The 24,076-nt window shown below is 61.6% G+C and carries 20 protein-coding genes; 6 read left to right on the top strand and 14 right to left on the bottom strand.

Annotated features, from left to right (window positions below):
* Positions 1 to 5 precede the first annotated feature (5 nt).
* Positions 6 to 1,703 (bottom strand): PglL family O-oligosaccharyltransferase, encoded by a 1,698-nt coding sequence (locus AC3A6Y_RS02390; RefSeq protein WP_487866628.1) that lies wholly within the window; start codon positions 1,701 to 1,703, stop codon positions 6 to 8.
* 152 nt (positions 1,704 to 1,855) lie between these two features.
* On the opposite strand from AC3A6Y_RS02390, the gene AC3A6Y_RS02385 reads away from it, so the two are divergent.
* From AC3A6Y_RS02385 to AC3A6Y_RS02360, 6 genes are read left to right on the top strand one after another with little or no spacing between them, the layout of a single operon-like run.
* Positions 1,856 to 2,317, top strand: a complete 462-nt coding sequence (locus AC3A6Y_RS02385) for a type IV pilin protein (RefSeq protein ID WP_487866627.1) — start codon at positions 1,856 to 1,858, stop codon at positions 2,315 to 2,317.
* A 17-nt stretch (positions 2,318 to 2,334) separates the two neighbouring features.
* Positions 2,335 to 2,895, top strand: coding sequence for a prepilin-type N-terminal cleavage/methylation domain-containing protein (locus AC3A6Y_RS02380; protein ID WP_487866626.1), 561 nt, complete (start codon positions 2,335 to 2,337; stop codon positions 2,893 to 2,895).
* On the top strand, positions 2,895 to 3,308 hold the full coding sequence (pilV, locus tag AC3A6Y_RS02375) for a type IV pilus modification protein PilV (RefSeq protein WP_487866625.1): 414 nt from the start codon (positions 2,895 to 2,897) through the stop codon (positions 3,306 to 3,308). Before AC3A6Y_RS02380 ends, pilV begins: the two co-directional genes overlap by 1 nt.
* The gene (locus AC3A6Y_RS02370; RefSeq protein WP_487866624.1) at positions 3,305 to 4,510 is read left to right on the top strand and encodes a PilW family protein; all 1,206 of its coding nucleotides are present in this window, start codon (positions 3,305 to 3,307) and stop codon (positions 4,508 to 4,510) included. The genes pilV and AC3A6Y_RS02370 overlap by 4 nt, the downstream gene beginning before the upstream one ends.
* Positions 4,507 to 5,136: a pilus assembly PilX family protein gene (locus AC3A6Y_RS02365; RefSeq protein WP_487866623.1), complete on the top strand. Its 630-nt coding sequence runs from the start codon at positions 4,507 to 4,509 to the stop codon at positions 5,134 to 5,136. The genes AC3A6Y_RS02370 and AC3A6Y_RS02365 overlap by 4 nt, the downstream gene beginning before the upstream one ends.
* An 18-nt stretch (positions 5,137 to 5,154) precedes the next feature.
* Entirely contained in the window at positions 5,155 to 9,330 is a 4,176-nt protein-coding gene (locus AC3A6Y_RS02360; protein ID WP_487866622.1) for a PilC/PilY family type IV pilus protein, read from the top strand.
* 193 nt (positions 9,331 to 9,523) lie between these two features.
* Here the strand turns inward: AC3A6Y_RS02360 and AC3A6Y_RS02355 are convergent, their stop codons facing one another.
* Genes AC3A6Y_RS02355 through AC3A6Y_RS02295 form a run of 13 tightly spaced genes read right to left on the bottom strand, consistent with a single transcriptional unit; the run spans position 9,524 to position 23,916 of the window.
* Complete coding sequence (locus tag AC3A6Y_RS02355; protein WP_487866621.1) at positions 9,524 to 10,129, bottom strand: sugar transferase; 606 nt, start codon at positions 10,127 to 10,129, stop codon at positions 9,524 to 9,526.
* A complete protein-coding gene (locus AC3A6Y_RS02350) occupies positions 10,129 to 11,289 on the bottom strand; it encodes a DegT/DnrJ/EryC1/StrS family aminotransferase (RefSeq protein ID WP_487866620.1) in 1,161 nt (386 codons plus the stop codon). Before AC3A6Y_RS02350 ends, AC3A6Y_RS02355 begins: the two co-directional genes overlap by 1 nt.
* A gap of 4 nt (positions 11,290 to 11,293) precedes the next feature.
* The gene (locus AC3A6Y_RS02345; RefSeq protein WP_487866619.1) at positions 11,294 to 12,004 is read right to left on the bottom strand and encodes a class I SAM-dependent methyltransferase; all 711 of its coding nucleotides are present in this window, start codon (positions 12,002 to 12,004) and stop codon (positions 11,294 to 11,296) included.
* Between the two features lie 5 nt (positions 12,005 to 12,009).
* The gene (locus AC3A6Y_RS02340; RefSeq protein ID WP_487866618.1) at positions 12,010 to 13,050 is read right to left on the bottom strand and encodes a glycosyltransferase family 2 protein; all 1,041 of its coding nucleotides are present in this window, start codon (positions 13,048 to 13,050) and stop codon (positions 12,010 to 12,012) included.
* A complete protein-coding gene (locus tag AC3A6Y_RS02335) occupies positions 13,047 to 14,129 on the bottom strand; it encodes a glycosyltransferase (protein WP_487866617.1) in 1,083 nt (360 codons plus the stop codon). Before AC3A6Y_RS02335 ends, AC3A6Y_RS02340 begins: the two co-directional genes overlap by 4 nt.
* Positions 14,126 to 14,818, bottom strand: coding sequence for a class I SAM-dependent methyltransferase (locus tag AC3A6Y_RS02330; protein ID WP_487866616.1), 693 nt, complete (start codon positions 14,816 to 14,818; stop codon positions 14,126 to 14,128). The genes AC3A6Y_RS02335 and AC3A6Y_RS02330 overlap by 4 nt, the downstream gene beginning before the upstream one ends.
* Complete coding sequence (locus AC3A6Y_RS02325; protein ID WP_487866615.1) at positions 14,811 to 16,175, bottom strand: glycosyltransferase; 1,365 nt, start codon at positions 16,173 to 16,175, stop codon at positions 14,811 to 14,813. The genes AC3A6Y_RS02330 and AC3A6Y_RS02325 overlap by 8 nt, the downstream gene beginning before the upstream one ends.
* The gene (locus tag AC3A6Y_RS02320; protein WP_487866614.1) at positions 16,172 to 16,846 is read right to left on the bottom strand and encodes a methyltransferase domain-containing protein; all 675 of its coding nucleotides are present in this window, start codon (positions 16,844 to 16,846) and stop codon (positions 16,172 to 16,174) included. The genes AC3A6Y_RS02325 and AC3A6Y_RS02320 overlap by 4 nt, the downstream gene beginning before the upstream one ends.
* 7 nt (positions 16,847 to 16,853) lie before the next feature.
* The gene (locus tag AC3A6Y_RS02315) at positions 16,854 to 18,305 is read right to left on the bottom strand and encodes a lipopolysaccharide biosynthesis protein (RefSeq protein ID WP_487866613.1); all 1,452 of its coding nucleotides are present in this window, start codon (positions 18,303 to 18,305) and stop codon (positions 16,854 to 16,856) included.
* Positions 18,306 to 18,317: 12 nt separating this feature from the next.
* Complete coding sequence (locus AC3A6Y_RS02310; RefSeq protein WP_487866612.1) at positions 18,318 to 20,246, bottom strand: polysaccharide biosynthesis protein; 1,929 nt, start codon at positions 20,244 to 20,246, stop codon at positions 18,318 to 18,320.
* Between the two features lie 10 nt (positions 20,247 to 20,256).
* The gene (locus AC3A6Y_RS02305; protein WP_487866611.1) at positions 20,257 to 22,008 is read right to left on the bottom strand and encodes a PglL family O-oligosaccharyltransferase; all 1,752 of its coding nucleotides are present in this window, start codon (positions 22,006 to 22,008) and stop codon (positions 20,257 to 20,259) included.
* A gap of 27 nt (positions 22,009 to 22,035) precedes the next feature.
* Entirely contained in the window at positions 22,036 to 23,415 is a 1,380-nt protein-coding gene (locus AC3A6Y_RS02300) for an O-antigen ligase family protein (protein ID WP_487866610.1), read from the bottom strand.
* A 54-nt stretch (positions 23,416 to 23,469) separates the two neighbouring features.
* A complete protein-coding gene (locus tag AC3A6Y_RS02295) occupies positions 23,470 to 23,916 on the bottom strand; it encodes a pilin (RefSeq protein ID WP_487866609.1) in 447 nt (148 codons plus the stop codon).
* Between the last annotated feature and the right edge of the window lie 160 nt (positions 23,917 to 24,076).

The following is a 24,076-nucleotide window of genomic DNA, read 5'->3' as shown; positions in this document are numbered from 1 at the left end:
GCACGCTACTCCGACGGATCGTTCATCGGCTCGTGGTCGAGCCAGCGCGCATAGTCGAGCGGGAAGGCGATCCTGAAGCGCGTGGCCTGTTCGAAGGCCTCTTCGTCGCGGCCGAGGAGCGTGGCGCTGTCGATGAGCTTGACGATCACGCGCGGCTCCGGCGAGAAATGAAGAAGGCGCTGCGCCAGGGCATGCACTTCCGCGGCGTTGGTCCGGTCGACTTTCGTGAGCGCGAGCTCGGCGAACTTCACCTGGTTGGCGAAGAGCCAGGAGTCCTGCACCTTGGCCAGCGTGTCGTCGCGCCAGGCCGGGTGGCGGTCTTCCCGGGCGAGATAGAGCTGGCTGATGCGGGTGTAGTCCCAGGCTGCGTAAGCGACGATGGCGATCAGCGCGAGGGCGGCGGCCCGGGAGGCCGCGAAGGCCGGGCGGCCGTCCGGCGCGGGAGCTGCGTTGCCGAGCGGCGAGGGCCACAGGAAACCCAGGCAGAGGCCGAAGACCAGTTGGAAGGGCCCGTACCACAGCGGATATTCGAGCAGGCTGTGAAGCACGATCACGCCGAGCAGGCCCCAGCCCATCAGCCGCCCGGGGTCAGTCTCGCGCCAGGGCCGTCCGGCCAGCACCAGCCAGCCGAAGCCGCCGCAGATCAGCAGTGCCGCCGGAATGCCCAGCTCGACTGCGAGATGCAAGGGCAGGTTGTGCGCGTTATCCAGGATCTCGGCGAAGCGCGGGCCCTGGTAGAGCGTGCTGTAGTGGGCGAAGCTCAGTTCGCCCCAGCCCCAGCCCGTCCAGGGGTGCTGGGCGATCAGATCGAGAACGTTCGCCCAGAGCACGAAGCGGCTGTGGGCCTCGGGCGCGCCCTCGCGCAGGCGATGCATCATGCCTTCGACACTCGAGCCCGCGAGCAGGGGGAGCAGCCAGGCGGCGAAGAAGTAGGCGGGGATGAAGGCGAGGAGCGCCCAGGGCGGCGGTAGGCGGGTGCTCGCCGGGTCACCCGGGCGGGGATGTCTTTCGCGCCAGGCGAGGCAGGCGGAGATGCCGCTGATCAGCAGCAGCTGGAGCAGGCCGGTGCGCGAGGTCGAGGCGGCGAGAGCGACGAGCAGCAGGGCTGCAGCGGGGATCAGTGCAAGGCGGGCGCGGTGGCCGGCGTTGCCGTGCAGCCAGAGCGCTGCGATGAGGGCCATGCTGATCAGGGTGGCGAACTGGTTGCGCTGGCGGAGGTTGCCATAGGCCTGGCCGAGATCGGGGGCGGTGGTCCAGGGGACGAGGGGGGCGGCGAGGCCGTAGTACTGGAGGAGGCCGAGGAGGGCGCTGAGGAGGCCGGCCGCGAGGAGGGCGTAGGCGAGGACGATTTGTCGCGAGGCTGGTGCGCGCGCCAGGCCGGCGCCCACGCAGGCTGCTACTGCGACGACTGCCACGGCCCCCATCGCGTAGAGGCTGAGCATCGAATCGGGTGCCCGCCCCAGCACGATCGACATGCCGATCACACCCAGCCATGCCAGAACGCCCCGCCCCGGGCAAAGCACTGGCCCTGCCAGCAGCAGAAGCGCCGCGCAGGTCAATGTGGCCAGTTGCTGCCAGACGCTGGCGGAAGGGCCGGCGGTGAAGGGGAAGAGAAATGGCAGTGCGAGCAGTGGCGCCGACGTTGCGACGGGGCCGAAGACCCACGACGCGGGCGCACTGGCACGAACGGCGGAGGTCGTCATGCGCGGCATTGTGCCTGTGCCAAAAAGTGCACAAATGGCTTAAGTGGAGACGACGAATGGAAGCTGAGTGCTGACGGACGGTTGTCGCGAAATCTTCTGTGCTGTTGACAATTTGTCACCGTTACAAGAACTGCGCTCGAAGGATCACCACAGTGCCAAACGCTCTCCAGTCTCGTTGCTCGTTGAGAGGATTCACGCTGATCGAGGTCATGATCACGGTCGCGATCGTGGCCATCCTGGCGGCAATCGCACTTCCGAGCTATCGCGACTATGTCCTGCGCGGCCAACTCGTGGATGCGCAGAATGGCTTGGCAGCCATGCGCGCCAACATGGAACGCTTCTATCAGGACAACCGGACCTACAACTCGGTCACTGGATTCACTTCGCCTTGTTTGGTGTCGGCGGCAAATCGCAAGGTCGGAAGTTTTCAGCTCCAGTGCAATCCTGACCCCACAGCCACAGCATTCACGCTCGAGGCCGTCGGCAGTGGCCCCACGAGCGGCTTCACGTTCAAAGTGAACGAGAAAAATGAGCGGTCGACCACAGTGACCGGGGTCTCGGGCTGGAACACCTGCAGCAATGACTGGGTTACGAAGAGGGGGCAGACGTGCTGAAGCGCCCAGCCGGGCGCATGGCCGGCTTCACCCTCATCGAGTTGATGGTGACCATCGTGCTGATGGGCCTGCTCCTGGCGGTGGGGTTCCCGTCGATGATGACGTGGGTCCACAACTCCAAAGTTCGAACGGTTGCCGACGGACTGCAAAATGGCCTTCGCCTTGCACAAGCCGAGGCGCTTCGCCGTAGCCGGCAGACAGTCTTCTCGCTTACCAACAGCACCACCCCCGCCACCAGCCTGACCGCAGTCGCCGATGGCCGCAACTGGTCCGTCAACTCCGTCAAGCTGCTCACGGACGAGACGGCTCAATTCATCGAAGCGGGTGTGCTGACCAGCGTAGGAAGCGGCGTGGGGATCACCGGCCCGGCATCCATCTGCTTCAACTCACTGGGTCGACTGGTTACCAACTCCGATCCAGGCCCGACCGGCGCCAACTGCACTGCCGCAGCGGCGACCTACATCGTCAGCGCCACCGGGTCCGACCGGCCACTGCGCGTACTGGTCACCTTGGGAGGCCAGGTGCGCATGTGCGATCCGGCCAGGAATATTTCAACCTCTCCCGACGGATGCCCCTGATGAAGCGCATTCCTCATTTCCCCTTGCGCGCTCAGGCCGGGATGGCCCTGATCGAAGTGCTGGTGTCCATCCTCCTTTTCTCTCTCGGCATTCTCGGCATGATCGGCTTGCAGACGCGTGCCATGAGCTTCTCGGTCGACGCGGCAGATCGCAACCGCGCTGCCCTGCTGGCCAACGAGATTGCCAGCACGATGTGGCTGAACAACTCAATCACAGTCAATACCGGCGCCGGGACCGCATGGGCCACACGCATTGCAGACACGTCCAAGGACGGGCTGCCTGGCGCCACCGCGACGGTCACTGCCGTCACGGCGAACACCGCAGAGATCACGATCGAGTGGGTGCCCCCTCAGCGCAACTCGACCGACAAGAGCCGGCTCACGACCCGCGTGACCCTCCCGCCGCCGCCATGAACCCACCGACATCCACCTCTCGCATGCCGCAGCGAGGCCTGACGCTCATCGAGCTGCTCGTGGCGATGGCCATCGGCCTCATCGTCACGCTGGCGGTGACCAGCGTCGTCACTGTCGGCGAAGCCCACAAACGAACCACCACGTCCACCAATGACATGAGCCAGAGCGGTGCCTTTGCCGCCTACGCACTCGACCGCGTGCTGCGGAGTGCGGGCTCAGGCTTCGTGCAGTCCGGGAACCTCGGTGTGTATGGCTGCAAGTTGAGCGTGGCGCGAGACATCGGAGGTACTGCTACGACCATCCTGCCTCGCACAACCGCTTTCCCTGCTCCATTCGCCTCTTTTCTCGGCGGCGCCGGCGCCACCTTGGCCGGCAACCTGCGCGTGGCGCCGCTGCTGATCGCCGAAGGCCAATCTGCGACCGGTTCCGATGTACTCGTGGTGATGGGCGGGAATGGCGCTGCCGGCGACGTCCCCCGGCAGATCCGCTCTGGCGTGACGGGCACCAACAACCTGCGTCTCAACAACACGATCGGGCTGGCCAACGGGGATCTCGGACTCGTCGCACAGGACGGCACGCAGGACTGCCTCATCGAGCAGGTCAACGTGACGGACGCGACGACCTTTGGCGCCGCAGGCAATGAAGTGCTGCCATTGGGAGGTCGCTACTTGACTTCGAGCGGGGCGACCACCTCGCTCGCAACCTTGGCAGCCAGCGGAACGGCCTATTACATCCCGGTCGGCAACACGCTCGCCAGCAGCGTCCAGTTCCAGCTCATCGGCGTGGGTTCAAACCAGACGTTGTTTGCCTACGACCTGCTCAGAAGTGCGGGAAGCGGCTCCGACGCAGATGCCTTGCAGGCTATCGCCGATGGTGTCGTCGAACTCCGCGCGCTATACGGCATCGACACGAATGGCGACGGCATCGTCAATGACTGGGTTGCCCCCAGTGGCACGTCATACGCGATCGCAAATTTGATGACAACGCCAGCCACCGTCAGGCAGATCGTGGCAGTACGGGTGGCCTTGGTCATGCGCAGTTCCGAGCTCAACAAGGACAACGTGTCACCGGCGTCGCTGACGCTCTTCAGCGATCTGGCCACTGCGTTGCGACGTTCCGTTTCGCTCGATCAGCGCTACCGTTACCGAGTCATCGACACCACCATCCCGCTGCGCAACATGTTGCTGCAGCCCGCCGCATGAAGACCGTCTCCGCCTCCATCTCGCCCGCCCGTCAACGGGGTGTGGTGCTTCTGTTCTGCCTGGTCATTCTCGTGATCCTGCTTGCCGGCGGAGTCGCAGTGATGCGCTCGATGAACTCCTCGCTGTTCAGTGCCGGCAACCTGGCCTTCAAGCGCGATCTGGTCAACCAGGGCGAACTGGCGGTGTCCAAGGCCATGCAGGCGTTCAAGACAGGCGGACTGGCGACTTCCACGCTCACGGCCAACAGCGTGCCGGCCGAGAACTACAGCGCTGTTCAATTGAAGGTCAACGAGAAGCTCGGCATTCCCGACGTGCTGCTCAAGAAGACCGGTCTCACCGGCAAGGACATCACGAATGCCGATTTCACCCCCACCGGAGGCGCCATCACGGGGGCAGGAGGCGTCACCGTGTACTACGTGATCGATCGGATGTGCAACGCCTCCGGCAGCTTTGCCACGCTGGGCAACTCCGGCTGCGTTTCCGCGACAACGCAGGTGGGCGGCGGCACCGCCGGCGTGGCGAAGCCGGACCTGCCGCCACCCGCCATCTATCGGCTGAGCATCCGAGTCGACGGGCCGCGCGACACGCAGGTCTTTCTGCAGAGCTCGTTCTCAAGGCCCGAGTAACCCGCAAGAGCATTCTTCATGAAAACAAAATTCCTCTTGTCATCCCGCACGTTGCAAAAAGCGGGACTTGCTGCCGTGCTTGGCATCGCTTTGGGAGGTGCCCTGATCGCCTCGGCCACGACCCTGTCCGACCAACCGGTGTTCTCGACCTCGGAAGTGCCGGGCAACCTGGCGCTCGCCCTGTCGGTGGAGTGGCCGACAGCTTCCCGGACGGCGCACGTAGGTGCCTACACCAGCGCCAGCACCTACCTCGGCTACTTCGACCCGAACAAGTGCTACCTGTACCAGACCAACACCACGGCCAACAGCACCAACACCGGCGATATCAGCCACTTCTATCCCGCGGGGCCGGCCACCAGCCGCACCTGCACCGGGACCAGCAACAACAACAAGTGGAGCGGCAACTTTCTCAACTGGGCCGCAACGGCCACCATCGATCCGTTCCGTTGGGCGATGACGGGCGGCCGTCGTGTCGTGGATACCACAACCGAAACCATTCTTGAAAAAGGCTGGCATTCGGGCCAAGGGCTGTTCGCCGACCGCGATCTCACGGTCAGCGAAATCGCGGGTGCCACCCCCTACGACACCGCAACTCGTCTCGGCATCCGTGTCAACGGCATGGGATTCAAGATGCGGCTGAGCATCAACGACCCTGCTGCGCGCACTTTCACCGCCAACTACTACAACAACAAGAATTTCACCAATCCCGCGGTACTGACGGTCAGCAATGACACTGCGGACCACAACTGGGGAAATGCAAGTCCTGGTACAGGCGTGAACGTCGACAACTTCTCCGTCCGCTTCACGGGCACTTTCACGGCGCCGGAAACGGGCAACTACATCTTCCGGACCAACTCCGACGATGGTGTTCGGCTGTGGGTCGACACCTCGGGAAGCGGCAGCTTCGGCGACGGCAATCGCATCATCAATAACTTTTCGGACCACGGACCCACGGACGACGACAGTGGGTCCATCAGTCTCACTGCGGGGCAAAGCTTCAGCGTCAGGGTTGATTATTTTGAAAGCTCCGGCGGCGCCACCATGCGCCTGCTATGGCAGAAGCCGTCCACACCTGGCACTTTCACACCTTTCAGTTCCGGTGACGCGACGGTCGACTACACCATGCGCGTGAAGGTTTGCGATCCGTCGACGGCGGCAGGCGGCGTGGAGGCCAACTGCAAGGCCTACGGGAGCAACTACAAGCCCGAGGGCCTCATCCAGAAGTACTCGCAGAGAATCCGCTTCAGCGCCTTCGGATATCTCAACGACGCCAGCGACCAGCGCGATGGCGGCGTGCTTCGCGCCGCGCAGAAATTCGTCGGCCCGACTGCACCGCGCCCTGGCCAGACCGCCATTGCGAACACGCAAAAGGAGTGGAGCGATACGACCGGTATCTTCGAGCCTAATCCCAACGGCGCCGACGCGACTGCCACCACCACAGAGTTCGGCGTCCAGATCACCAACAGCGGCGTGATGAACTACCTGAACCAGTTCGGGCAGCTCATTCCCGGCAACTACAAGAACTATGACCCGGTCAGCGAGATGTACTACGCCGTCCTGCGCTACTACAAGAATCTCGGCAATGTCCCGGCATGGAGCTCGATGACCGGCGCCAGCGCGGCCACCAAGACGACCTGGATCGATGGCTTCCCCGTCATCACGAGCTGGGACGATCCGATTCAGTATTCGTGCCAGCGAAACTTCATCCTGGGGATCGGCGACATCTACACCCACGTCGACAAGAACGTGGCGGGCAACGCTACCTACCGCACCCGGGAGCCTGCCATGCCCGCGGAGATCGCTGCAGACAACACCGTGAATGCCATCACGGCAACCAATAAGGTCGGTTCACTGCAAGGCCTGGGCAACGCGTTGGGCGCGACGAACAGCTACAGTGGTCGCGACAACTCGGCGTACATCGCGGGCTTGGCTTACGACGCCAACACAAAGGACATTCGCCCGGATGTCGCGAATCAGGCCAAGACCATCGGCAAGCAGACTGTGCAGACCTATTGGGTCGACGTGCTGGAGCAGCCCTTCCAGGCCAACAATCAGTTCTATTTGGCCGCGAAGTTCGGTGGATTGAAAGTCCCGGCCAACTTCGATCCCTACACCTTCGCCGCGACGATACCGCTGGATTGGTGGTCGACCAACGGCGAGACGCTGACCGACACCCGTACCAACACTACGCAGCAACGGCCGGACAACTACTTCGCGGCGGGACGCCCCGACACGCTGGTAGCGGGCTTGACGCAGGCACTCGAAAGCATCGTCAGTGCCATCAAGGCCTACACCACGTCGTTCTCGCTCTCCGCCGTGCAGGTGTCTTCGGCGGGAGCCGCGTCTTACGCCTCACAGTACGACGCCAACGGCTGGACCAGCATCGTCACGGCCAGCGAAATCACATTCGACAGCGCCGGTAATCCCACGACAACCCTGAAGTGGGCGAGTACCGACAAGCTTGCGGCGCAGTTCACCGGCACCGGCTGGGACACCAACAGGCGCATTGCCACCTGGAACGGCACTGCAGGGGTCGCGTTCCGCACGGCCAACCTTACTACGGCGCAAGCGACAGCCCTCAACACCAGCTACGTCACCGGCGACGACAGCGCGAACTACCTCAATTACCTGCGCGGCGATCGAAGCAATGAGAGATCGCTGGCCGCGCCCTCCAGGCCCTATCGCGCGCGAGCGACCCTGCTGGGTGATATCGTCAATGCAAAGGTAACGCCGGTCGCACCGCCGGGTGAGCGGTTCTCGGAAGCAGTCAATCCTGGCTACAAGACCTTCAAGACCACCTGGGCCAGCCGCCCGACCATGGTGTACGCCGCCGCGAACGACGGCATGCTTCACGCATTCAACGGAGCGTTGACCGGCACCGAGGCGGGCGCAGAGCAATTCGCCTACGTGCCCAGCGCCGTGTTCCAGGGACCGAGTTCGCCGGCCGCGCCACAGGACAACGGACTGGCGCAGCTTGGGAATCCCAACTACCTGCATCACTACTACGTCGATGCGACGCCCAAGGTCTTCGATGTCGACTTCAGTCGAGCAGGCGGCAATTTCGTGACGGATGGAACCTCTAGGTGGCGCTCCATCCTGGTCGGCGGATTGGGCAAGGGCGGCAAGAGCTACTACGCCATCGACGTGACCAACCCTGCGGGCATGACAAGCGAGGCGACGGTCGCCAGCAAGGTCCTGTGGGAGTTCACGGACCCGACGATGGGCTATAGCTTCGGCGCGCCCACGATAGTGAAGACCAAGCGCTACGGCTGGGTGGTCGTATTGACCTCGGGCTACAACAACAGCGATGGCCTGGGCTACCTCTACTTCGTGAATCCGGAGACCGGTGCGCTGCTTCAGAAGGTGAGCACGGGCGTTGCTTCGAACGGCCTGACGCACGCATCGGCCTATGTGCAGGATTTCACCGATTACACCGCTGACGCGATTTACGTGGGCGACCTGGACGGGCAGCTCTGGCGCTTCGACGTCACGGCGCCCCGAGGCACCACGACAGCCTACCCAACCCCGACGAAGCTGGCGCTGCTGACAGACGGCACGACAGCCGCCCGGCCGCAAGCCATCACGACTCAGCCGCTGATCGAGATTCATCCGCAAACTCGCAAGCGCTACGTGATGTTCGGCACCGGTCAACTGCTCGATCCGAGCGATATCAGCTCGACGACCGCGCAGACCTTCTACTCGATCATCGACGGCAATGCGACCAGCTTCGCGCCTGCCGATGCGACGATGCCGATCACCCGCGCGAACCTGACTGCGCTGACCAACCTGACCACCGGAGTCACCTTGCCCAACACATCCAAGGGGTGGTATCTGGATCTGGGCGCGGACACCAGCAGCAGCGTCACTTGGCGAATGACGCTCAATCCGCTGGCTTTCAACGGTGTGGTTTCGTTTGCACCGCTGCTGACCATCGGCGATGCGTGCAGCCCTTCAGGTATCAGCCGCTTTTATGCGATCGATTTCGGAACTGGCAAGTCTGCGTTGACGCCGGATGGACAAGCGTTTGTCGAATCAAGTTCAGCCATCACCGACTTGGCTGTGGTCGGGGTCGACGGAAAGACTCGATGGCTGACCGGCAATGTGCTGGGCGAAGTGAAGAAGCAGGGTGTCAAGGACCCGGGTGGGCTGGGACTGCGCTTGTTGAATTGGCGAGAGGTGCCGACGGTGGATTGAGGGCGTACCGTGTTTACGTCAGCATCAGCGATGCCGTCCACCGTTGCCGTCCGCGTTCGAAGGTTCGAAGGTTCGAAGGTTCGAAGGAGCGGTGCGCGAGATGGTGGCTGCGCAGCGCTCTCACCTCATGTCAGTATGCCGATCGGGGTCTACCAACACGCATGCGTTGAATGACGAGAAATCGAGATCTTCTCTAGGACTGCGGCCTACGGAGGACTGCGGCAACGGTTCGCCAGATGATGAATAGGTCGAGCTTCATGCTGCGTTGCTTGACGTAGCAGCAGCAGTACTCCAGCTTTGCTGGCAGGATTTCGCTGAGATAGCGTTCTTCGGGGTCGCCCGCGCTGGAAAGTAGTGCACTCTCGTCCCGGTAAGCGATGGAAGCAAGATCGGTGATGCCCGGCCGCACACTGAGGATGAGTTCCCGCTTCTCGCGCGGATAGAGGTCGACGTAGCGAGAGACCTCCGGTCTCGGTCCCACAATGCTCATGTTCCCGATGAGCACGTTGAAGAGCTGTGGCAACTCGTCCAGCTTGTGGCGGCGCAAGAACGCACCAGCTCGCGTCACGCGCGGGTCAGCCTCTACCGTAATCTGCGGCCCCTGTTCGTCGGCTCCAATCCGCATGGTTCGAAATTTGTTGATGGCAAACGGGCGGCCTCGCAGGCCAATACGCTGCTGCCGGAATAGCACCGGTCCGGGGGAGTCGAACTTGATCCAGAGCGAAATGATTGCGAGAACGGGTGCGGAGACCAGCAATGCGCAAAGTGAAAAACAGATGTCGAAGCCCCGTTTGATCATCAGGTCAGTATCTCGTGCAAAGCGTCTATCACCCGATCCTGGTCTTGATCCGTCATGGCTGTGAAGAGAGGAATGCTCAGCATGGATTGGTAAGCTGCTTCGGAGCAGGGAAACATCTCGGGCTTGAGCCCATAGAGGTCGCGCCAGTAGGGCTGGCGATGAAGCGGAATGTAGTGCACGCTCGTCCCGATACCACGATCCGACAACTGCTGAATGAGCGCGTCTCTGGTGATCCTCGCGTTCGAGGTCAGTCGAACGACATAGAGATGCCAGGCATGAACTTCACCTTCAGGTGCATCCGGAGGGCAGAGCAGCGGAAGGGCGTTCAGTGCTTTTCGATATCGTCCGGCAAGGTACTTCCGACGTTGCAGGAATCGAGGCAACTTGGTCAGTTGCACCAAGCCAATGGCCGCAGCAATGTCGGTGAGGTTGTACTTGTAGCCGGGAGCGACGACCTCGTAGTACCACGCGGGCCGCTCGGATCGAAAGCGATCGAAGGCATCGCGGTCGATGCCATGCAGGCGCATGACCTTCATACGCCGGGCGACAGCATCGTCACGCGTGACGACCATCCCGCCTTCGCCTGTTGTCATGGTCTTGTTGGCATAGAAGCTGAAAACGGTGGCATCCGATTCCAGGGTGCCAATCAGTCGTCCTCCAGATGTGGCGGGCAGAGCATGCGCGGCGTCCTCGATGACCTTCAGACCACGGGGCCGTGCAAGTTCCAACAAGGCCGGAATGTCCGCGGCGAGACCGGCATAGTGAACCGGAACGATCGCTTTGGTGCGCGGCGTGATCGCTTTCTCGATCAGCCGGGGATCGATGCACAGGGAGTTGGAATCGATATCGACCAAGGTCACATCGGCACCTAGGTATCTAATGACTTCGGCGGTTGCTGTGAAAGTATGGGTGGTCGTGATCACCTCATCGCCCGGGCCGATGCCAAAGGCTTCCAAAGCCAGATGGAGTCCAGCAGTGGCAGAGTTGACCGCTAGGCAGTGGAGCGCCTCGTCCCCGAGAAAGTTGCGAAGGGCATCCTCAAAGCGTCGCGTCTTGGGTCCGGTTGTGACCCAACCCGATCTGAGGGTGTCCGCAATCTCGGCGAGTTCCTCGTCGCCGAGCTCAGGCAGCGCAAATGGGAGAAATGGATCTTGAGGCATGGTTTTAGGGTTTGATGATCCAAGCGACCATGTGAGTGCGCAGCCACGGGAACGCATTGAAGAGGATGTAGAGAGATGGATGCACCGCTGCTACACGGCGCGAGATCGGAGGCGCCAAAGTCACGCGCTTGGCGTTCATGCGTCCTTGTGGGAACAGAGCGCGTACGCGGCTCGGTGGCACGCCACGGACGTCGGAGTTGCGTGGATTGTCGACGGTGAAGTCATACCACAGGACACCACCGCCGGGCCTCAACCAGCGCCACATCGCACGAGCCAGACGACATTGGAAATCGTCGTCAAGCAGGGATGAGAAAACCGTGGATGCGAGCACCACGTCGCAACTGCTTTCTTCGATCTCTGCAGTTACGGCATCGCCCAGCGTCAATCGCACAGAGGCGGGTAGGCGCGAACGTGCTGCGGCGTGGCGCTCCGGAAGAAGTTCGACTCCACGAAGCCTCTCAGGCGAGCAGCCGAAGCGTAGCCATTCCAATAGGTTGGCCCCATCACCACTTCCAACTTCGACAAGGTCGACACTACCGAGCCCCGTCAAGCCGCTCCCAGCGAGCAGATGCAGCATGACGCGCTGTCGTTCTTGCTGGGAGTAGAGCGCGGCAGGATTGAAAGCGCTGTAGCGAGCATCCTGCGAACTGCGCCGAGAGTAGCGTTCTCGAACTGCTCGAAGCTCCTTATCGGGCTCGGTGTTTGCGTCGGGCATCACGGTTACCTGGTCAATGTCGCGAACCGCTCGTTTGGCTTGGCACCGCGCAGTACATCGCACCACCCGAGAATTGAGCCGGTCCCGTAGCCCAGGTGATAGGCAGCAATCACAATGGGAACAAGGGCAAGCGTTGCCGCGTCGAGTCGTTCGCGAAACGCGACGTCCCACGTCAGAACCCCGAGCACGACGACGTAGAGCAGCAGCCAGCCGAGCGAGGACCACATCGAAGCCCCCAACAAGCTCGCCAGAAACAGCAGACCCGAGCCGGCGACGAAGAGGGCAGGCACGAGATGCCGCGCTGACCCCGCGTGTCCGTGCTTCCAGATGACAAACGGTTTCCAGTAGCCATATTGCAGATACTGGCGAAGAAGTTGCGTGAGTGATGCCCGGGGACGGTAGATGCTGCGGATGCGCGGCGACTGCCACACTCCTCCACCGCCACGTATGAGCCGTAAGTTGTGTTCGTCGTCTTGATTGCGGACCAATGATTCGTCAAACACGCCAAAACGCTCAAAGGTCGCCCGCGGCCAGCAGCCGAGGTACACCGTGTCGACCCATCCCTCGTGGTCGAGCCGTCGAGAAAGAGCGCCGCCAGCCACCCACGGGGATTGAAACGCAGCGGCGATGGCCCGCTGTGTCGCGCCAGCGTCGGATTCGGGCGCAGCACGCCACGCGCCACCCACATTGTCCGCGTGGGTTTCGGCCAGAACCGCGATGCATTCGGCGATGTAGTCGGTTGCATACTCGGTATGCACGTCCATGCGAACGATCACCTCGCCGTCAGCGCAAGCCAACGCGCGGTTGAGCCCCGCAGAGACGACAAGATCTGGATTGTCGATCCACTGCACACGAGACTCGGCCTGCGAAACGCGCTCCAACACTTCACGGGTCCCGTCTTCGCTCATTCCATCCGCGACTACAAGTTGCATCGACCATCCCGCCGGCAGCGTCTGCGCGAGTACCGCGGCACAGAACGCTTCGACATACCGTTGTTCGTTCCGGCAAGGAACGATGACGCTGACCCGACCCGGAGAAGCGTTCATCGGAAGTCCCCAGCGACGCGCCGTTGCTCGAGCAGGGTAGCGTAGAGCGCCGCCATTCGGTCCATCTGTACAGACCGAGATCCATCGCGCCGCATGCGATCGAGGTTCTTCAAGCCGAAACCCTTCGCTTTCCCCTCGTCGCGCCATAGATCCGCGAGTAAGGCCGCCACCGGTTCCTTGTCGACTTTGGGGAGCATCAGCCCTTCTTGGCCGTCGAGCCAATCGCGATTTGCGGGCAAGTCCGAGGCGATGACAGGTAGCCCGCATGCCATGCTCTCGAGGAGAGAGACCGAAGTCGCATCGCTCACGGGTATCGATATCGAGACCTTGCACCGGTCGAGAACCGCCATCATGCCTGCATCATCCAGCCTACCATGCAAACTCACGCGGGCATCGATGCCTAGCGCTCGCACACGCGAACGCAACGCAGCCTCCTGCGACCCTCCGCCCAGAAGGTGGAGGTGCATGTTGGCCTCCGGGTGCTGACGATGGAAGAGTGCCGCGCTCTCGACGATTGTCTCGATTCGATAATTTGACTCCCAGGAACGCAGACTTGCAATCTGAAAACCAGTCTTCTCTGTCCATGGCGACGGCCGGAACCGTGTCATATCGGCACCCCAATGCACCTGTTCGACCACGCTTCCCGGCGTATAGTCCAACATGGCTTCAACGAGGTCCCGCGAATCGCCTGTTAGAAGGTCGGCATGCTTGAGTGTCCACCGGGTCAGCCCGCGTATCAAGGCGCTCGCAACCGGCGACACGAGAATATCGCTGCCCCATGCCGTCATCACCAGCGGACGTTGCTCGCAACGCGCTGCTAGATAGCCATAGGAGGTGATGTAGTGCGCATGTACGATGTCCGGGGCCAGTTCGCGAAGGTGCCTGCGGGCTTCGCCGACACGCAGTAACCAATCGGCGGATCGCTTGACCGGAGACAGAACACGTTGCTCGACGCCATCCAGTGCCTGTGGTCGCGCGGTGATCAACGATACCTTGAAATTGCGCGCAAGCATCTCCCTGGCCCAGCGTTGGGTGTGCACGCTGCTCGCGTCGCCCAGCAGGCATAGGTCGATGGTCAAGACTTCACTCCGATCGCAAGCAAGTGCGTCTTGAGTACTCTGGACAGGTCGAACAATGACATTGCGCGCGAGCCGAACACGGAGTTCAATCGTTTGAGCAATCCGAGATCTGTGGTAAGCCGATGCCAGGTGAAGCGAGTGTCTGGAAAAAGGGACTGTACTTCAGCCATCGGAACCGCGCGGAAATGGACGTCGCGGGAACGAGTGCGAAATGCGTCGTACCAGAACACAAGCCCGCCGGGGCGCAGAACTCTCAACATCTCGCGGGCAACTTGCTTTTTCACGCCGTTGTCGATGATGGAACTGAACACGACGTTCTGGCAAACAACGTCGAAGCATCCATCCAAAAAGGGAAGTGCGGCGCCTGATGCGTTGACTACAGATGCGCTGTAGCGGCGCCTCGCCTCCTGCAGGCGCGGCAGCATCAGGTCGATACCGACAAGATTCTCCAGCGACGCACCCCAGCGCAGGTAGTTGGCGAACTCCACACCCCATCCGCATCCTACGTCGAGTATTCGCGCCTCGCGAAGATCGATTTCCGTATGCCTCGCCAGCGCTGCAATCGCGACCCGTTCGCGCTCCTGGGCGAGATGCAGCACGACCGGGTTCGTAAGCGTCCAGAATCCGCTAAGCGTCTGGCTGGCGTCGCGTTCCGCGTAGCGACTGCGAACGCGATCGTCCTCAGACATGACCGGCCTTTCTAGGTTGCTGATGCTGTTCGGCACACTCCCTCATGAAGTCTGCCATCCGGCGCGCAAGTTCGCGCCGTTCGAAGCATGCCACCGGTTTGTCCACGTCCAGACCGCCGCCTGGCAGGTGGCTGGCGCTGGCGCAGCTCAGATCGAGCATGGAGCGCAACACTGCTGCGACGCCCTCGGCGTCACCTTCCTGCACCAACCATCCATGGCCATGGCGGCGGAGCAACTGCGCAGCGTCGCCATCAATATCACCAAGCAACAGGATTGGCTTGCGCACGCGCAGGTACTCGAAAATCTTTCCGGGCAGCCAGCCGCTGACGCCGGCGCCACGCCCTCCTCCTACGATCAGCAACAACGCATCGGCCGCCATTAGCTCGGCGATTGCCTGGCGGTGCGGCAGATACTCGATGCACTCGATGACATTCGGATGGCGGTCGCTGAATACCTCAAGTTGTGCCCGAAAGCGATCGCCCATGTTGCCGACCAAGCGTACGCGAAGCGCGTCGTGTCCTTCGCGGCGCCCCTGAAGGTACAGCGAGACCCCTTCGAGAAAGGCCGAGGGGTCGCGTGGACCATAGAAGGTCCCCGTATGCACCAGCGTAAAGACGCCGGGAGAGGCTGATGAGTGTTCGAGACCGGCGAAGTCGTCTTCGTCGTAGCCGTTAGGTATGAAAGCCGAAGAAGCCCCTTGCGGACGACGCGCGGTCAACAGTCCCCGCCATGATTCGGTGACGGTCACGATGCCTGTTGCGCGATTGAGCCAACGTTGCTCCAACCGACGATCGAGAACGTGCCTCCATCGCGAGACGAGGTATGCGGGGTTTTCGGTCCATAGATCACGAAAGTCGGCAACCCAAGGAAGTCCGAACTCCCGACTCAATCTTTCTCCGATCGCGTGAGCCGAGGCGGGCGGCGACGTGGTGAACACGAGGTCGAAAGGCACGCCACGATGCGCCTCTTGGCGCAAAAGGCGACGAGCCTCACGCCATGCGGTTCGCGCCCAGCCCGCCTTGTCGTCGGGGTAGTGCAGCGCGTTCCAGGCGCCGAGAAACGCATTGCGCAAGCCAGCCGAGGAGGCCTTGACCTCGGTCGCTGGCATCGAGACGCGTCGCGCCCGCCTGATGGCAGCCAGCTTGGTCAGCAACGGCGTGTGCGGGACGCGTCGAACAACCAGATCCTCGGACAGTTCGCTGGTCAGGGACGCGTCCTGGACATAGTGCGGGTCAAAGCCGCTCACGACCACAGGCGTAACGCCAAATGCCGGCAGATACTTCGCGAGCTTCAGCGCGCGTTGCACTCCGGCGCCGCCCATCGGTGGGAAGTAGTAGGAGATCAGCAGTATCTTCATCGGGCCGAGGACTGCTGTTTTCGAAGCAGCCAATAGTCGCAGTACGGCAACTCGGTAAAGTGCTCCACGGTGAAATCCTGCGCCCGCAAGGCAGCAGTTATGTGTTCGCGCTTCACGCGGCCGTCGCCGATTTCCCAGCAATGATGCGGATCGATCCAGATCCTGCGACGAACGAATCGATGGTAGGCCTCGCTCAGGCTTGTAAGACCGACCGGAAAGCGCCATTTCCAGAGATGCTGGCGAGGCGTGACAACCAGCATGTGGCCCTTGCGGTGTGGCACTGTGAGCAACAGACGCCCGCCTAACCGCAAGTAGGTGTGCAAGTGTCCGAGGCAGATTGAGAAGTCCTCGAACGGGATGTGCTCCAAAACCTCCGTTGCGATCGCTACATCGAAACGATCGACCAGGCTTGGAACTGATATGCGGAGGTCGCCCAGTACATCAGGCTGAAGCCTGTAGTTAACATCCATCACGGTGTAGCTCTTGACGAAGGGCTGGACGCAGCGCTTCACGACGCCATCGCCCGTGCCCACCTCCAGAACGGTCCCCTGCGCGAGCCTGCACAGGTCTTTGACCACATGGAAGTGGCGGGCCCACGTGTAGAAGTCGACTCCGGCCAAATACTGCCTTTGCGTCAACTCGAATTGCGCGTCAAATGCGTTGTCGCTCATGAGACCTCTATGGCTTTGCAAGCAATCGAGCGATAGAGGCCGACCGCGACCAATCCAGCCCCAAATAGATCGACAAACTCAAGGCCGAAGCCGAAGCGGACGCGGCAAGTGACCCGGAGCCGTATGCCATGAGCAGGAGCAAAGGCAATGATGCCGTGACGGCATTGGCCAGAATCCGAAGCGATTCCTGCCATGGGAACGACCAAGGCAATGCCGCTCGCGCCAGTCGCACCGCCAGACAGACCATCACGATATTGGAAGTCGCTGCCGCTGCTGCGGCGCCGACAAGTCCCAAGCCAGGAATCAGGGCTAGATTGAGTGCAAGATTGACCGCCACGGCCAGCCCGGCTAAACCAAGCACGTGCTTGCTGCGGCCCTCCAGCAGTAGGGCGTAGAGAAGAATTTGATAGACGCCAAATGCTGCGACGGACACGGCAAGGAAGGCAAACACTGGGGCTTCTGCCCGGTACTCCACGGTGGCGAACAACGAAAGGAGGCGCGGGCCGGCGATCGCAAGCAGAAGTGCCATCGGGATGGTGAGGAACAGGAACACCCGCACGGCCAAGCTCATCAGCTTGCACACCTCGGCGAGCCGGCCCGCCTGCCAGTGCTCGGAAAGGACTGGAAAGAGCGTGAAGCCGAGCACGCTGTGAATCACGGCGGGAATGGCGCATAGCGAGACCGCGGCCGCGTAGAAAGCGACCGATTCCAGGTCGAGCGAATGAACCAGCAAGAAGCGATCGAAAAAGCCGCACATCCAGGTCAGGAGAGCCAGCAAGACAAGTGGTGCGGAAAATCGGAGCAACTCATTAAGGTCGGGGCTGTCGGTCGTCTCCGTTAAGACCTGTTTTTGGCGAGTGACGACTGCAGCAGCAAGGCAGAAGGCCAAGAACGACAGGATGAGCTGAGTACCAGCATATTGCGCGAACCAGACAGCCATCGAGGGTGCGTATTGCCCCACCAGCGCCAGTACGACACCATAGCGGATAAGGCTGCGCGCGATCAGCGTCGCTGCAATCAGCCCGATGCGGCCAGACGCACGCAACCATGCACACGCATAGTCTGCTGTAGCGTCTGCTGCGAGCAGCATTAGAAGGGATGGCAGTAAGGTTTGCTTTGAGCTGTCTCCAAAAATAGCATGAGAGACAGGTCCCGGGAAAGCCGTCACACAGGCTCCACAGACGACGAACAGCGCGAGGGCGACCATGCCCAGTTGCCAGAAGTAACGCCTCCGCATCGCCGTCACTGTTGCCGTGGAGAAGTAGCGAACGATGGTCGTCGAGAACCCAAAGAGGACTATCGGCATAAGCATGCTCGCCGTGATCGCGGTTTGGGTCCACGCGCCATAATCCGCCGGACTGATCGAGCGCGTCAACAGAGGCAACAGAAAAAACCCCAATAGACGATCGACCAGAACGGCTGATGCGTAGACCCCTGTACTCCAACGGAGGGTGGACATCGTCAATACGCTTCAGGGCCGAATGGGCATGCTGTCATTGAGGTCGAGGTGGCTATAGCCAGCGACTAGCAAGGACAGTGTTTCCTTCATTCGCGCCACGTCATCGAGGCGCGCAGCATCCAGCAACGCTTGAAGATGTACCTTCAGGTCAGGCCAAGTCACAAACTCCTCCAATGCGCGAATGATGCGGGGGTGCGCTGTGGGCATTGGATTTTCTCCGATGAGGAGCTCCTCAAAGAGCTTTTCCCCTGCGCGAAGACCAGTGAAGGCGATGCTGATATCACCGGTCGGACGAAACTCATCTCGGACCGTTCGCCCGGAAAGCGTGATCATGCGCTTGGCGAGATCCGCGATCTTCACAGGCGCGCCCATGTTGAGCACAAAGAGATCTCCCCCCCGTGCCATTGCTCCCGCATACAGCACCAGTTGCACAGCCTCCGGGATCGTCATGAAGTATCGCGTAACCTCCGGGTCCGTCACCGTCACTGGGCCGCCACTAGCGATCTGGGCGCGAAACAGGGGAACTACGCTGCCGCTCGACCCTAGGACATTGCCGAAGCGCACCATCGAGAATCGCGTCATTGAATCCGTCTTAACGCGCCTTGGACTTCCATCGTCGAAAGGGTCGGTCTCACAATCAGCAAGCGACTGCAGGATCTGTTCGGCAATCCGCTTGGTGGCACCCATCACACTGGTCGGCCTGACAGCTTTATCGGTGGACACGAGAACTAGGCTATCGACACCCCACTTGAGTGCCGTGCGGGCCAAGTTGAGCGTGCCCAACACATTGTTGATGACCGCCTCTCCTGGATTGGATTCGACCATGGGGACATGCTTATAGGCTGCCGCGTGGTAGATCACCTGTGGACGGTAAGCCTCGTTGAGCGACTCCAAGCGCTGCAGGTTGCAGACATTGCAGAGCACGGGCACAAGGGTCATGCTCGAACCGCCGCCGAGCGCCCATTGCTCGAGCTCGTGGTGGATCTTGTAAAGCGAATATTCGCTGTGGTCGACGAGAAGAAGCGTGCTGGGCGCTTGGCGCGCAATTTGACGGCACAGTTCGCTGCCGATGCTGCCTCCCGCTCCGGTCACCATGATGACCCGGCCGGCCAGGGCGCCGGCAAGGAAATCGGGCCGTGACGTCACGGGTTCGCGCCCGAGCAAGTCGTCGAGGTCGAGGTCGCGGAAATCGTCCACCGTGACTCGCCCGCTGGCGAGATCCGCCAACCCAGGCAACGAACGAATCCGTACAGGCAGCGATTGCAGACGCTCGATGATCTGATTGCGCCGCTGCCGCGTCGCGCTCGGCACCGCGAGAAGAATATCCGTGACCCTGTACCGCGCAACGACATCCGCGGTTTCGGCATAGGCATGGACCTTGACCCCATTGATTGTGCGTCCGACCTTCTGGGGATCGTCATCGACGAATCCGACCAGCGTGTAGTCGTGTGTTCCGGAGAGCGCGGCCGCTGTCTGCGCCCCTGCAATGCCGGCTCCATAGATCAACAAGGGCGTGCCGCGCAAACGGGTGCGGCTGGCGATCCATTGCCAGCCCAGTGCGCGGCTCGATGCCACGAGGATTAGGAAGAGGAGCGGCTGCAGCATGATGAGGCTGCGAGGGATGCCCTCCCATTGGAAGAGCAGCCAGACGAGCGGACACAGCGCCAAGCCGTACAGCGCGACAGCGCGGCCCGTTGCCAGGATCGATGCCACGCCCGTGTAGCGGAAGATCGCCTTGTACAGGCCCAGCCGGAGGAAGACCGGTAGAGCCAGCGTTGGCGCCACTGCGTAGGCGACCCATTCGGCTCCCATGGGCCAATGCAGCGTGTCGAGCCGCAAGGTGAATGCAAGCCACATCGAGACCAGCGCGAGCACGGCGTCGAGCGCCATGACCACCATGCGCTTTCGCGAACGAGACCAGCTCAGGATCGTCTCTTGCATCGCTGTGCGTTCATTGGATACTGAGATCCAGACGAGGAAAGGGCACCGGCTCGACTCCAGGATGTTCGCGCCCGAATTCGCCCCAGGCGATTCGAAGCTTGTCGCAATAACTATGCTGGAAGAGCATGCACGATTGCCGCAGCGCGTCCTGCGCAGCCAGCGACTGCCCATTGAGCGCGGCAGCCTTGGCATACCTCAAGAGCGCGGCCTCCTCGGGATAGCGCCGTGCGGTCAAGCGCAAGCGCTCGATCTCGTCTGCCGGCATGTCTTCGCGCGGCTCGATGCGCTCGTTGACAAGAGCGGCCTGCAATCCGTTCAGGATATGAATCTCAGGCGCCGGAGGGGGCGCCCGAACACCGATTCGGGCGGCTCGTAAGCGCTGGGATTGCACGTCCATTTCAATCGCGCGGTAGTCCTTCCACATGAGAAGCAGGACGCTGCCCAGCGCAATCACAAGGGCCGCCGATACGGCGAGTGGCAGGCGGGCGGGTGCAACGAGCGTCGAGCGCGCGTTCAGGATGCCCATCATCAGCGCGACCGGAACCAGGAAGAAGGCCTTGCAATGCGGCAGCTCGAGCAAAGCGTGCAGCGTGAATGTACCGATGGCAAGCAGAATCAGGATCTGCTCTGCGCTGGAGGCGCGTTGCACCTGCCACCATAACCAAAGACCCAACAGTGCAGCGATGGCCAGGCCCAGGGGCACCCCATTCCACAGCATTAAGTCGAGCACAAGGTTGTGGGCGTGCTGGATGCCCCTCTTCAGGTCGGCGTACTGGGGCAGTTCGTCGACCTGGACCAATCGGCCTTGGTTCCAACCGTAGCCCAGCCATGGTCGATGATGTATCCCATCGATCATCATGGACCAAATTTCCGGTCGGAGCCCCGACCTTAGCCGCGAACCCAGACTATCTGCCCCACCGGCACCAATGAGTTCGGTCGCGAATGTCCAGCCGAAGGCCAGCACAGCGAACCAGAGTCCCAGCCCGACAAGGACCAGTCGGTGCTTCGCGGTCCCCAGAGAAGCTGGCGAGACCCAAGCAACAGCGAGCAACAGTGCAATGCCAAGCCAGCCCGTTCGAGACTGCGTACTTGCGACTCCGAGCAACAGGGTGGCTGCAGCAAAAAGTGCCACCTGGCCCCCAATGCGCTGTCGGGCGTGAGCCCACCACAAACCGATCAGCCCCCATAGCAGCAGCGTGCTCAGCTCGTTGGACTGGCCCACATTGGCCATGGGGCGGTTACCAATCGAGATGGGGGCCATGAACGGTCCCCAATCGAGCAAGAGCCATTGCGCGAGCGCAAGTGCCGTGGAGGCCTTGGCGGCGATGATGAAACTTGCGAACAGCGCGTCCGGCAAGCGGCCGGGGGCCAGCGCCTCGCAGGACCTGGCGATCGCGACCGCAACGGCGCAACCCAAAAGGTACACGCTGATTAGAGGCGCCTCGCCAGGAAACGCAAACATGCCGCCCGCAGCCTGCAGCAGGGGAACCAACGCAACGGCAGCAAAGCCCAGCGAGAGCATGTCTAAATCCATTCGCGCACGCCGTGTCACCGCCCAAAGGGCCAGCGGCAGGAGGGCAAGACCGGCGGCGACCTCGTTGTAGAGCGTAGGCCACGGATAGGAATGGACGGGAACTAGCCACGGTAGGGCGAAGCCGAAAGCCAACAGCGACCAGCCCACACCCGCCGATGCATTGCGGTTCGAGCGCGCCTTCGGCTCCACCGTCACGGTGCTCTCCAAGGCCTGCTGGAGGTTCGACATGGGACTCTGTTCGGTCGTCAAAGCAAGCTACTGCCTCGCACCAGGCTTGTCGAGATGAAGGACAGCCCCGCGTTGCCAGAAGCGCGGCGGGGACGTTTTGTCTGAATCATTTGAAGATTGGCGCGACACCAGGTCGCGCCCATGGACAGTCCACATGCCCGCCAGCAGCATCGCGGATACCAGCACGATCGGCGCACGCCACCTGAGATTCGCAACTGGAGCGGCCGCCGCGGCTGCATCGGTTGAGCGCTCGCGGTAGCACGCCAGGGCCCATCCAGCCATCCACATGATCAGCAGCTGACTCAAGGGATAGACGAATGCACCTGAAAAAAGACTGTTCATGACGCAAGCCAAAAGGCCGCCGAGGCAAAACGGAGGAATCCAGGAATGCCCCCGAACCAACCGACAAAGAAGCAAGCCGACGAGAAGGACGGCGCCTGCCCCCAAGAATCCGTACTCCCCGATCCATTGCAGCGCTATATTGTGAGGGTGCATTGCGATCACGAGGCCGTCGTGCCTTCCGAATTGATCGCCGCCTATCCCGACCCACGGCGATCGGGCCCAGGATTCCACGAGGCCGCCCCACAAGTCGCTTCGATACGAAGTGGTCAGGCGAAACACGGTCCGTGTCGTATGGTCCGAGTCGAAGAGCCATCGCATGCCGTAGAACAATGCCCCCGCGACAGCGAGCGAGGAAATCGGCAGATGAAGCAGGGCTGGATTCTTTCGGAGAAGCGCCACCAGCAGCAGCGCGCTTGTCGCAGACAGCAGGACAGAGCGGGCGCCGTCTTGCCAGAGCGCCAGCAGATAGAGGGTCGAAAGCAGCCAAACCAGCGGCGTCATCCTCGCTCGCGCCAATCCGCCGGGCCGATGCCAGAGCAGGAACAGGCATGGAAGCAAGGCGTCGTCGAATTCACGAATTGTCGAGAACACCAACTGCCAGTCATTCCATGTGCCGCTCAGGCAAACATCGATGATGCTCAGTACCATCATCCAGACGTTAAGCAACGGCGCCAGCGCCAGGATTACCGCGCTTCGATCCTGCCCTTGCGGGTCGCCTTCCGAAAGCGTCGCGCAGAAATAGACCCCCAGGAAAAGCATGCCGTACAACGAAGCGTCGGCGACGGAAAACGGCGACCACCGAGTGCCGTGCAGGCAGACCATTAGAAACGCCGACGCAACCGCCCAGATCCAGAAGCCGCCGGATCGTGGTCTTTCATGAAGAACGGCGGGCAGGCGAAACACGGAGCAAACGATGAGAATCGACAGGCAGATGATCTGCGCTTTTCGTGAAAAATCGTACGGATCTGCGATCCCGAAAAAAGTGATGACGCCGGAAAACGCAACAACTGCGAAGGCGGGGATCATCCACGCCAGAACGCCGTCTGCAAGATTTCGATGCGTCATGAAAGAGGGAACAAAAAAGCGGCCTCAAGGGCCGCTTCTATCGTCGGTCTATGCTCAGGTGGGGCGGCACTCGGAAGGCAAGTACTTTGGAGAAATAGCAGAGGAGCACGTCCAACGCAACTGACCGGTATTCGTACCAACGGTCGCGGGAGTCAGGACGATGTCGCCCGTCGCATTCGGAACCGTCGAGGTAATCGTCACGACGCCCGTAGCATCTGTGATGACCACGTTCGACACATACTTTGTCGCGCCAGGAAACGTGTAGCCGCTATTGGATGCTGTGACGCTGCTCAGAAGGCCGAGCGACGACGTGGTTTCAGCGACCGCGAGCTTGGCCGGGGCGCCCATAACGATCACTTCCGAGATCTTTGCTCGCGTGGTGTAGTCCTGATAAGCCGGCAGCGCCACAGCCGCCAAGATACCGATGATCGCCACAACGATCATCAACTCGATAAGGGTAAAACCCTTCTGCACGCTACGTGCGATGGTACGACGGTTCATTCAAGAAACTCCTGGTTGGGTTGAGGGGCCCGAGGTGGGCCCCCGGTGCGTTCAACCTTCCGCAGCATCCGTGCCACCTTGGTAGCCCCTGCTCGACGCAGTCAAACCGTCTAATAGTTCACACTCTTCTTACGTCGTGTGACATATCCGTTGCCGATTT

The sequence above is a fragment of the Variovorax sp. Soil_C_17 genome, from assembly GCF_057657265.1.
This window is presented reverse-complemented; position numbering and strand designations above follow the sequence as displayed.

Bases quoted from the DNA above. Each gene is read 5' to 3' on its own strand.
- AC3A6Y_RS02365 (WP_487866623.1), top strand. From the start codon at position 4,507: ATGAAGACCGTCTCCGCCTCCATCTCGCCCGCCCGTCAACGGGGTGTG.
- AC3A6Y_RS02315 (WP_487866613.1), bottom strand. From the start codon at position 18,305: ATGTCCACCCTCCGTTGGAGTACAGGGGTCTACGCATCAGCCGTTCTG.
- AC3A6Y_RS02340 (WP_487866618.1), bottom strand. From the start codon at position 13,050: ATGAACGCTTCTCCGGGTCGGGTCAGCGTCATCGTTCCTTGCCGGAAC.
- AC3A6Y_RS02345 (WP_487866619.1), bottom strand. From the start codon at position 12,004: ATGCCCGACGCAAACACCGAGCCCGATAAGGAGCTTCGAGCAGTTCGA.
- AC3A6Y_RS02390 (WP_487866628.1), bottom strand. From the start codon at position 1,703: ATGACGACCTCCGCCGTTCGTGCCAGTGCGCCCGCGTCGTGGGTCTTC.
- AC3A6Y_RS02305 (WP_487866611.1), bottom strand. From the start codon at position 22,008: ATGTCGAACCTCCAGCAGGCCTTGGAGAGCACCGTGACGGTGGAGCCG.
- AC3A6Y_RS02355 (WP_487866621.1), bottom strand. From the start codon at position 10,129: ATGATCAAACGGGGCTTCGACATCTGTTTTTCACTTTGCGCATTGCTG.
- AC3A6Y_RS02295 (WP_487866609.1), bottom strand. From the start codon at position 23,916: ATGAACCGTCGTACCATCGCACGTAGCGTGCAGAAGGGTTTTACCCTT.
- AC3A6Y_RS02380 (WP_487866626.1), top strand. From the start codon at position 2,335: ATGGCCGGCTTCACCCTCATCGAGTTGATGGTGACCATCGTGCTGATG.
- AC3A6Y_RS02350 (WP_487866620.1), bottom strand. From the start codon at position 11,289: ATGCCTCAAGATCCATTTCTCCCATTTGCGCTGCCTGAGCTCGGCGAC.
- AC3A6Y_RS02330 (WP_487866616.1), bottom strand. From the start codon at position 14,818: ATGTCTGAGGACGATCGCGTTCGCAGTCGCTACGCGGAACGCGACGCC.
- AC3A6Y_RS02370 (WP_487866624.1), top strand. From the start codon at position 3,305: ATGAACCCACCGACATCCACCTCTCGCATGCCGCAGCGAGGCCTGACG.
- AC3A6Y_RS02360 (WP_487866622.1), top strand. From the start codon at position 5,155: ATGAAAACAAAATTCCTCTTGTCATCCCGCACGTTGCAAAAAGCGGGA.
- AC3A6Y_RS02310 (WP_487866612.1), bottom strand. From the start codon at position 20,246: ATGCAAGAGACGATCCTGAGCTGGTCTCGTTCGCGAAAGCGCATGGTG.
- pilV (WP_487866625.1), top strand. From the start codon at position 2,895: ATGAAGCGCATTCCTCATTTCCCCTTGCGCGCTCAGGCCGGGATGGCC.
- AC3A6Y_RS02300 (WP_487866610.1), bottom strand. From the start codon at position 23,415: ATGACGCATCGAAATCTTGCAGACGGCGTTCTGGCGTGGATGATCCCC.
- AC3A6Y_RS02320 (WP_487866614.1), bottom strand. From the start codon at position 16,846: ATGAGCGACAACGCATTTGACGCGCAATTCGAGTTGACGCAAAGGCAG.
- AC3A6Y_RS02325 (WP_487866615.1), bottom strand. From the start codon at position 16,175: ATGAAGATACTGCTGATCTCCTACTACTTCCCACCGATGGGCGGCGCC.